The sequence below is a fragment of the Blautia sp. DFI.9.10 genome (genome assembly GCF_024461705.1).
GTDB classification, from domain to species: domain Bacteria; phylum Bacillota; class Clostridia; order Lachnospirales; family Lachnospiraceae; genus Blautia_A; species Blautia_A fusiformis.
On record NZ_JANGAA010000042.1, the window covers coordinates 1 to 10,176 of the forward strand.

Genomic DNA, 10,176 nt, shown 5'->3' on the forward strand with positions numbered 1-10,176 from the left:
CAATTCATCTCACCACCTGAAGAGGTGGGAGAATTCTTGCTACATTTGTTAAAATTTATTCTTCTCAGTGGCCTTAATATATAGTTTATCAAAATATAGAAGAAATGGATATATATTTTCTTTTAATATTTTTCTAAAAAAGCTTTATTTTATCACTCTCCAGTCACCGGACGCATCATGGAAAGCAGCTCCTTCCGGTAATGATCGGCCTTTTCCTGATTGCCCTGTTCTTTCCGTACCATCTTTGTGATTCCCGGATACTGTCCCGGGAAGCTTTCCAGCATGATACCATCTCCATAGATTAGGTAAACATCTCCGTCTGTCATATCTTCCTCTGTCAGCTTCTTTCCATTCTCATCCGTAAGCTTATCCGGTATCGTTCCGGAGAAAATCGTGTCCGTGTCCAGATCCGCAAAATACCAGCTGTTATCATCTGTATGAAAATACACTGCTGTCATCGGCTTTTCCCCGCATCCCGCCAGACAGAACATAACAAGTACCGCCAGCATCACGATCCATTTTTTCATTATTCCACCTCCTAGTCTCTGTCAGTATTTGATTATTTCGACTTCACACTGTGCTAGCACCATGAAAAACATTAATATTACTGACTTCTACAATGTTTTTTATCTGGCACTACCATTAGTGGGAGATTTTTGATATAAATTTAATTGATCGTTGGAAGTACTTCCATAACCTGATCAATCACTTCCACAATTCTCTGCATATCCATATTTTCTTTTACATCAGAACTATCATTCACGTTCAAACCATCTTGCCAGTCCTGGACAATAGATACTGCCGGGATATTCACTAATGCAAACGGATAATGGTCACTGTTGGTTGCCATTGTCAGGAAAAATCTGTCACTGGGTGTAAATAGTTCTGACATACTGTTTTTATTTAATTCTGCCAGTTTTTTCAATCCCTCATCATCATATTCCGCATTGTCTGGTCTTTTGTTTCCTTCGATCATCGCCATATAACCCAGATCACTTTTTTCTGCAATAGTATCAATATTTATTACTCCGATGATCTGTTTCCGCTCGTCCTCCGTCAGCTTACCAACATACCATCTTGAACCCAGCATATATTTCTCTTCGCCCGAGAACAGGATGAATTTTATATTATACGGTATCTCTGTATCTTTTAAAATCCTTGCCAGTTCAAGCACTGCTGCCACTCCGGAACCGTTATCATTGGCGCCCACCGAATCTTCTGCACTGTCATAATGGGCACTTATGATCAGATTTTTTGTAGTATCAATAGATGAGTTTTTTGTCACAATGATATTTTCACCAATGCCGTCAACAATTGCATTCTCGGCTGTTGATGCCAGAAACACATCCGCCTGCGAGGAATGCCTTATTGCATTCTCATTGTTTTCATCGTTATATTCGAATTTCTGGTATTCTATATTGTCATATCCCAGATTGCCAAAATATTCACTAATATATTCTTTTACATTCTGTATTGCATCAGAATTTATTGGACGCGGTTCAGAAGTGATTTCATCGATGATCTGTTCAATATTCTGTTCCAAAGGCTCTATTATTGTACCGTTCTGGGTAACACTCTCCGCCATTGTCTGAATTGGTGCTATTAATGATATAACCATAATTAAGGCAATTGTAATTTTTTTCATTTGTGAGCTCCCTCATTTTACCAAGTATTAATCAGTATCTTTTATCCAATAACTTTCCATGCAAAACCATAGGCTACAACGAAAGCTTTTTTCCATACCATAAACATTATCATGTGATATACTTCTGCCAATTAAATCTCAGATTTTGAAAAAGGGACAGACATTGATAAATTTACTTAGTTCCATTCTGGGCTATGCACGGAACATTACAACCACATGATCAAAAGGCGGTAAATCTGATATTCTAAATGTACATTGTGATCCTTTTTTAACAAAATTAGCTTTTTTATCATTTATGTTATCAACTGATACTATTATACCATGAACTGCATCACCAACCAAGTGTTCTTTTTTGCTTTTACAGCGTTCGTACAGTGCTTTTACAATTCATTGCACATCTGTAAAGGAAAGAGACTTCTTGCTATATATTATGTTAAATTCCTGAAAGTATTTTCTTTGCGTTCTCCAGGTTATTTTTTCCATTTATTTTTAGATATACTTTACTGATTTCAGAAGGCTCTCCTATTTCTCTGCAGAGATCCTGTGCCTGGGAAATGGGTATGTAGATTTCGTTGCCTTCTATTACTACAGCGGCTTTACAGGGCATATATGAGGTTTGCGGTCCTCTTGCGGAATTGCTGGATAAGGTAGTAAGATCATCTGTGGCTTTGGAAGTATCCTTCTCTTTTTCATCCAGGGAATAAAAAATATTCAGGTTTTCACCCATCTCTAAAAATTTTTCCTGTTGTTTTTTTGAAATGGCATGATTATTATAGTCTTTCATATCCCGTAGGGAACCATTTCCCAGCAATAACAACGGCATCTTCCCCAGTTCATTCTGAGTTGGATTTTTTCCAAACGCATTCATATCAATTCCTGAAAAAGTCGTTGTTTCCGTATAATCTTCAATTTTGATGACAACCGGGACTTCTATGACTGGCCAGATTTCTTTTATACCTTTTATCTTCTTCGCTTTCTGCAAAAAATCTTCATCATAAGCCAGATCTCCAAGTGGGAGCAACACAGTAAATTGCCGTTTTTCTTCTTTCATACCTGCCAGCAGCATTCCTAATAATGTAAGTATCAATGCCAGCAGAAGTATGACAAATAAGGTAAAGCTGTCTATTTTTTTTCTTTTCAATGAGAATCCGCCTTTCTCACTTCTTCGAGAAGGATATTTTTCTTATGAAGCTTTCTGACCAGAATCAGGATTATGGAAATAAGCAGTACTGCAACAACTGCAGCTATGGAATACCACCAGTTATTGGTTTTCTCCTGGTCATCTTCAACCTTTAAAGACTTTATCTGGGTTTCTTTGATTTCAGAATCAAATTTTATTTCTTCCTCATATGATTTGCCATCTGCATCCTCATACGTAAGAATTAATTGTCCTGCACATTTTCCTGTTTTTCCTTTTACATATATGCGAAGACTTCCTTGGGATAAATCTCCGGCCTCTATGGTCCCTAAGAATGCAGTATCGTTTGAGCTTAATTCATCAGCCTTTAAGCTGACACTTGCATTGTATATTTTGTCTCTTCCTAGATTCATTGCTTTTACCGGGATCTCTACTGTATCCATAGTGTATAAAACAGATGGAATATCTGAAGCTTCCAGCTTAACACGAACCGGTTGGATGATCTGAAAAGACAGTAATTCTGTACTGGTAGTTGCCGTTGCTTTCAAATCTTCATAATCCAGAGAAAAAGTAATGACAGCCTGGCCAGGATCACAGTTTTCTGTTATAGTAATCATCTGTTCCAAAGTAATTGCTTCACCAGGAGCCAGGACTTGTACATAAAAAGAGTTTTTCTCAAATTCAATTCCTTTGTTCTCTGTAGAAAGGGAAATTTTTAAACCAAATACATTTTGACTGCAGCTTTTATTTCGAAATGTCAGCGACATTTCTGTTGTAGAACCAGCCTCCAATCGTCCACCTGAAAGATTGCTGTCTTCTAATAATACCTGCGGTTTATGTAATATTTTTTCACTTGATGAGTCTGATGTTGAATTACCTCCTCCCCCACCGCCCGAATACCCGTTGTCTATAACCGGATCTGTTATCTGCGGGGCGTCACCGTCTTCCGGATTATCACTGTCTATTACAACATGAAAAGGATTCGATTTAGAACCATCACCAAAGTCATCTCCTGATGTAAAAATATCCGGATCCGGATTTTCTTTATCGGTATCAGCTTTATCAGGAGTCTTTTCATCCTCTGCCGGAGGTTCGGTACTCGGAGGTTCGGTACTCGGAGATTCATCCTCTTTTTCATCAAGGGTTAACGAGTTATCATTCTCATAAGATACGGACGGATCTGAGTCCGTAAATCCTTCTTCAGCAGATGTAACTTCCGTATTTTGAGGCTCTGTGGCAAAAATGGTAGCTGGAAGAAATATTATTGTCGTACACAATACTAATGCCGTTTTTACAAATAAATTTTTCATTATCAGGCAGTCCTTTCTCTTAAGATTCCTCCATCCATTTCATATACGTGGTCACATAAGATTCTGATGTCCTCTTCATTATGGCTTGCCAGCAAAATGGTTTTTCCTGCTGCTTTTAAATCCAGCAGAAGTTCTCTTATTTCTTCCACGCCATGTTTATCCAGTCCATTAAACGGCTCATCCAGGATCAAAAACAGAGGATCTTCCATAATGGCCTGTGCAATACCAAGGCGTTGACGCATTCCAAGGGAATATTTTCCGACTGGTTTCTTCATGTCCGGATCCAATCCTACCCTTTTTAAGACTATGCGGATATCGGCCTTCGAAATCCGGCCATTCATGTCTGCCAGGATCTCCAGATTTTTAAAGCCCGTATATTGTGTAAGAAAACCGGGAGTCTCGATAATAACTCCAAGACTTTCAGGAAAATCCACATCATGGCCTATTTTTTTCCCAAATACAAAAATAGTGCCTGTAGTTACAGGAAGAAACCCACAGATGCATTTCATAAGGACGGTCTTTCCTGAACCGTTATTTCCAACAATCCCATAGACGTTTCCTGTTTTCAAGGAAAGATTTACTTCCTGTAACACGATGTCTTCACCGAAACGTTTGGTCACGTGTTCTATTTTTACGCAGGTGTTCTGTATCATTCCACTTGCTCTTTGCGGATCACAGGCCAGATTAAATGTCCCTTCAGATTTCTTCCAATCTTCCATATAAAACACCTCCCAGAATTCCCAGCATTACTAATAAAAACAACAGTAGAAATAGCCAAACTCCTATTTTGTCCGGTCCCCAATTTTCATCAGCCAGTATCCATTCTACTGGATAAAACCATATCTGATTCTTAAAATAGCGGTCATGAAGGATAATTCCAAAATAAAAGCTTACAAAAGGGATTCCATATGCCATGTAAGCAGAATCCCATAAAATCCCGCAGCTTCCACCGAAAGTACTTATGATACTTCCGATAAGTCCTGTCCGGAATGCCTTCATGAGCAAGTCCAGAAGTGCTTCTTTCTGAATAGCACCCTGTATCTCCAGCGGATAGAACACAATAAAATTGATAAAAAGTACCGTTAGTATAGCTAATGTCCAGACCATAAAACCAGACATCATAATAGAAAAGACTTTACCTTCGACATACTGTCTGCGGGTCGTTCTGGGAAGTATCTCCTTTAAAAATCCACTTTTATATTCTTGCAGAATGGAATCACTCCATGGCAATACGGCCGCTACCGGAATGGCAAAAGATACTGCCTGACTTTTTAAGGAACCTTCCAGTATACTGATAAAAGTACCACATGCCAGTGCTTTTTTTAAGCTGGGATAAGTCTGGCCAATGGCGATGGAAATGCAGGCTATCAGCCATGCTGCCAGAAAATTCTTATTAAATAACATACGTTTTGTTTCACCCCACACAGGTATTCCCCCTCCCGATCATGTCTTTTCTCCAAGAAATTCAAAGGTATATTTTTTCATCCGGTTAATTGCAAAAACTGCAAGAAGAACTAAAATACCCAGAAAAAACATGTAGGAATGCGTGATTTTCGGAAGCAATGGGTCATAACCTAAGTTATGTTTTCCGTATACTGCCTGGTTCAGAGGACTGATCCAGCAGATTAATACATTTACCTGATACATTTCGTATTTTTCTTTATGTAAAATTGCAGCCAGTACTTTCGGGTCCAATAAAAAAACAAAGACACTGTAAAGAAGGCCAAAAATCATCCCCTTAGTCTTCCCTTTATAGAGATTTCCTACAAGGATTACAAAGCTTAAGGTCAGCGAATAACAAAACAGAAGGAAGAAAACCTGCAGCATACAGCCATAGGGTGAGATACTTTCCATGACCCTTACTGTAGAAGGGACCTGCAGGTTTTTTCCTAATTCTGAATAACCAAGCATGGCCGCAGTTTCGCTCCACAGGTTACCTGGATAACTCTTTTTCATACACAGCACGGCCGTAAACAGCAGCATCAAAACCGTATATAAAACAGTTACAAGAATAACATAAATGAATTGACCTAAAAGCCATTTCCTCTTGGTTGTCCGGGTCAGCTGGTACGGAGTAATAGGTGTCATCTTCGGCAGGTCAGAAAACATAAGAAGCAAGAGCAGCGAACTGGACAGTACTGCTATCCCATCCCCAAATGTCCAGATAAATGGTTCAATGGCCTGTACCGGTGTATCGTAGGTCTCCATTACAACCATGATTCTGCCTGTAAGCAGGAAACTAAGTACAAATTCTAACAGAAATATAAAAATAACTTTGGGATTGCGTAGAAATCCGAAGAAATTGTACCTTACAATTCCAAATACCTGTCTCATGTCAGTAACCCAGATTCCGGTCTATGATACTGCCATCCACGGCATTAATGGTAAGGAAACTTTCATTCGGATCTTTACTGGTATTTGATTCTGTTTCTCCGTTATATTCACTTTCTGAAGTCATGCTGCCGAAAAAATCCCAGACGGGGATCAGAATACCTGTGTGTGCGTCAGTAGACGGCTCATATATTCTGACATAGCCAAGAACGATCCGATCAATATTATAGACCCTGGAATTTTCATATTGCATATTATCAGCGTTTGTTACCACCATCATTTTTTCATAAATTTTCATAACCTCGCTGAACGAAAGAAGATTTAAATTCTCTGTCTTTATTTTACCAATTGTGTAGGGATTTGAATAAGTCATGCTTTCTATGCCATCTTTATCGACATAGAAACAGAGACTTTCATAAGACCATGTTTCCATTGTGCTGTCCATATCTTCCAATGCCCCACCGTTTGCAATTGTCTGAGTGACCGGCACACCATTTATGGTACGTGCATAATCAATTCTATATCCATTTCCAAAATCACCTGAACTATTATCGTCTTCAAAACTTTTGCACACCGCGTAATTCCAGTTAGAAAACTGCAAATCTGTGATGCCCATTTTTTCAACTTTTTCCTTTACAAGTTTTTTTGCTTCATCCAGGGACAGCCCGATAGATTCTTCTGTGGGTTTTTCTTCCTCTTCAGAATATCCGTAATCACACCACATTGCATCCTCCGGTATTTTTTCCCCGCCCTTGTTTGCTGCTTTCTTGATCTTGACTGACAAGGTATCGGAGCCATCGGAAGATATCATATAGTAGTATTGTGAATCGTCTGGCATTTGTGCAATACAACTGAAATAATTTCCGGCAACAGGTTTTGCCTCTGTCAGGGTTTTCTTTTCCGGAGCAGTTTCGTATTCCTGTTCCCATGTCTCAATATCTTCATAGATATCATAGACATAATTCCCATCATCGTCTGTTCCATAGTTATACGGATCCAGGTTTCCGTTTGCAACGTCTTCTTTTAGTTCATCCAGAGTTTTTTTAATTTCATCCTTTGTCTTCACATAATAACTATCCATGGTATAAAGTTTTGCCTCTGAGAAGAATGCGTTTGTAATACGGTCGAGAAGCTCCTGGGTAACTTCTGCCGCGGTGACAGAAATAGCAGATATCTTTTCCACTTCCGGAATTTCTACGCTTGCATCTGTATTTACCACGAGCTTGGCACTGTCATCTTCCACATGGCTTTTATAATTTTGAGGAGCATCAATGAGATTCCTGATGGTTGTCTTTGACTCTGAACCGTCATCGTTCTTGCTTTCAGATGCTTCTCCTTTAGAACCGCTAACATCATCCGCTTCCGTATAAGCATCTACAGCCTTGCTCCCCTTCGGCTTTACCAAAGAAGAATCCGGGGTCTGTGCGCATCCTGTAAACATTCCAATACAAAGCACTATTCCTGCAAACTTTTTTATGTTTTTTCTCATTTCTGGTAATATCTCCTTTCTAAGGTTGTTATAAGTATATCATCGAGCATTACACCAAATCTTTCGCGATTTGTAACTGATATGTAAACGTTAGTGTGATTACCAGAAAACAGAGACGGTAGTTCCTTTTCCCGGATTGCTTTCAATCTTCAGTTGGAAATCGTGCAGTTCTATAATTTTCTGACATAAAGAAAGACCGAGTCCTACACTTCCTTTTGCCCTGGAACGAGATTTGTCTACCATATAAAATGGTTCCGTCACCATTTCCAGATCCTCTTTCGGTATTCCCTTTCCAAAATCCTGAACCATCAGATGGTCTGGGGTTGCCTCAAGCACAATTTTAGATTCTTTCCTGGAAGCTTTGACTGCATTATCAATTAGATTTGTCACTACACTTATCATTAAGTCCTGATCAAACTTCTTTACCAATTCTTTTGGTTCACAAAATACATCAAGAGAGATGTTTTTTTCTTGAAGCCTGCAATCAATGAGTTCTTTTACTTCTTTCAGGAAGTTATCCACCTGTATTTCAGCTGGATTGAATGAGTCTTCCGAAGCTTCGTAGAGTCCGGTTAATTCCAGCATTTTCATAGAAAGTCTTGAAAGCCTGCGACATTCATTTTCAATATAAATCAGAGCCTTCTCCTGCCTTTCCGGAGTTAGGCGCACAGTAAGCAATGTATCTGCATAGCCTATGATTGCAGTCATTGGGGTCTTCAGCTCATGAGCCAGACTTCCAATAAGCTGTTTTTGTGTCCGGTTTATGTTAGAAAGACTTTCAATTTGTTCTTTTATTTTACCTGTCATAAAATTAAAGGTTGCACCTACCTGCGCAAGTTCTGTATTGCCCTCTGACGGTACTTTAAAATCATAAATACCTTCAGAAACAAGAAGCGTAGCTTCTCTTAGGCTTGTAAGCGGTGCTGTGATTTTTCGAAGGCTCAAATAAAGGATAATTCCCATCACCACGATCAAAGATAAAGTAAATCCACCCGTCTGAAAAAACAGCAGATGACTTTTTTCTATTACATCTGTTATATCTTTATAAGTAACAATCTGATATCCCATATTTACATTGCCATAGTAAAATAACAAAAGTGTCCTTCCATTTATCTGACTGACCATAGGGCCATGACCGTCACTGTTGCTGCCATGATCCACCATGTTTGCCTTACTTTCACATAATTCTCTTAACTTTTTTACATCGAATTCATAAACAGTTCCATTATAGGTCATTTTTCCATCAAGATATAAAACCGCGCTGTCATGAAAAACCTGCCGAAAAGCATAAGTAACTATTTGGGGGCGCATTTCGTTGTCGGCATTCTGTTTCTGATTGTCAGAAAGGCTTGTTTTATTTTCAAACTGTAAGATATTTGTTCTGAATATACTGCTTTCATAACTGTTGATATTCTGTATACTCTGATTTTTCCAACAATAAGTGGTATAGAGAAAGATCCCTGACGACACCAACAGAATGATACATGTAGTCTGAAAAAAAATCTTTATTAAGAGTTTCATAAATCCACCTCAAGTCTGTAACCGATTCTGGGAATTGTTTTAATCTTATCCTGCCAGCCAAGTTTTTTCCTGATACGACCCACATGTGCATCCACAGTTCTTGTTTCTCCGCAGAACTCTTCATTCCACAGTTCCTGCAGAATCTGATTCCTGGTCAGTGCTTTATTCGGATTTTTGGCGAACACCATGAGGCAGTTATATTCCATTGGCTTTAAATAGATTTCCATGCCCATTTTTGTAACAGTACGACTAGACGTATCAATGATAACATCACCAATTTGAATCTGTTCTTGTACAGTGCCATTACGTTCCAGTACCTTTTCAAGACGGACCATCACTTCCAGCATTTCAAATGGTTTTACAATATAATCTTCTGCACCGTCTTTTAATCCCTTTATCTTGCTCGCGATATCTCCCTTTGCGGTAAGAAATATTACGGGGATTTCATACTGCTTCAGTTTCGGTAACAGGCTATATCCGTCTCTTCCGGGAAGCATGATATCTACAAGTGCACACTGAAACGCATGATCTTGAATAATTGCTTCATATGCCTCATTTCCATCCAGATATCCTACTGTTTCATACCCTGCAATCTCCAAATTCATACATAGCAGGTCATTGATTGACATTTCGTCTTCTATCACAAGAATTCTTGCCTTCATAATTATTACCTCACATGTTTTTATAACTTAGGCGTTTGCGAAACGCCACAAGCCGCATAAATACGGCATTTTTTGTTACC

Annotated in this window: 10 protein-coding genes; all 10 read right to left on the bottom strand. The window is 38.9% G+C overall.

Features of this window, described 5'->3' with window-relative positions; all coding sequences use genetic code 11:
- Positions 1 to 152: 152 nt before the first annotated feature.
- The 10 genes from NE671_RS15510 to NE671_RS15555 all read right to left on the bottom strand — a co-directional run bounded on the left by NE671_RS15510 (position 153) and on the right by NE671_RS15555 (position 10,096).
- Positions 153 to 527 (bottom strand): hypothetical protein, encoded by a 375-nt coding sequence (locus NE671_RS15510; protein ID WP_015524968.1) that lies wholly within the window; start codon positions 525 to 527, stop codon positions 153 to 155.
- A 140-nt stretch (positions 528 to 667) separates the two neighbouring features.
- Positions 668 to 1,645 carry a M28 family metallopeptidase gene (locus NE671_RS15515; RefSeq protein WP_242872569.1) on the bottom strand — a complete coding sequence of 326 codons (978 nt, stop codon included), beginning with the start codon at positions 1,643 to 1,645 and terminating at the stop codon, positions 668 to 670.
- 433 nt (positions 1,646 to 2,078) lie between these two features.
- Positions 2,079 to 2,696, bottom strand: coding sequence for a hypothetical protein (locus NE671_RS15520; protein WP_180214155.1), 618 nt, complete (start codon positions 2,694 to 2,696; stop codon positions 2,079 to 2,081).
- Positions 2,697 to 2,782: 86 nt separating this feature from the next.
- Positions 2,783 to 4,093: a hypothetical protein gene (locus NE671_RS15525; RefSeq protein ID WP_256164154.1), complete on the bottom strand. Its 1,311-nt coding sequence runs from the start codon at positions 4,091 to 4,093 to the stop codon at positions 2,783 to 2,785.
- Positions 4,094 to 4,095: 2 nt separating this feature from the next.
- Entirely contained in the window at positions 4,096 to 4,746 is a 651-nt protein-coding gene (locus NE671_RS15530; RefSeq protein WP_442859610.1) for an ATP-binding cassette domain-containing protein, read from the bottom strand.
- Between the two features lie 43 nt (positions 4,747 to 4,789).
- The gene (locus NE671_RS15535) at positions 4,790 to 5,518 is read right to left on the bottom strand and encodes an ABC transporter permease (protein WP_256164155.1); all 729 of its coding nucleotides are present in this window, start codon (positions 5,516 to 5,518) and stop codon (positions 4,790 to 4,792) included.
- An 18-nt stretch (positions 5,519 to 5,536) separates the two neighbouring features.
- Complete coding sequence (locus tag NE671_RS15540; protein ID WP_256164156.1) at positions 5,537 to 6,310, bottom strand: hypothetical protein; 774 nt, start codon at positions 6,308 to 6,310, stop codon at positions 5,537 to 5,539.
- A gap of 118 nt (positions 6,311 to 6,428) precedes the next feature.
- Positions 6,429 to 7,913 (bottom strand): DUF6034 family protein, encoded by a 1,485-nt coding sequence (locus NE671_RS15545; protein ID WP_173740839.1) that lies wholly within the window; start codon positions 7,911 to 7,913, stop codon positions 6,429 to 6,431.
- A 99-nt stretch (positions 7,914 to 8,012) separates the two neighbouring features.
- On the bottom strand, positions 8,013 to 9,434 hold the full coding sequence (locus tag NE671_RS15550; protein ID WP_173740840.1) for a sensor histidine kinase: 1,422 nt from the start codon (positions 9,432 to 9,434) through the stop codon (positions 8,013 to 8,015).
- Positions 9,431 to 10,096: a response regulator transcription factor gene (locus NE671_RS15555; RefSeq protein ID WP_059085761.1), complete on the bottom strand. Its 666-nt coding sequence runs from the start codon at positions 10,094 to 10,096 to the stop codon at positions 9,431 to 9,433. Before NE671_RS15555 ends, NE671_RS15550 begins: the two co-directional genes overlap by 4 nt.
- Positions 10,097 to 10,176 lie beyond the last annotated feature (80 nt).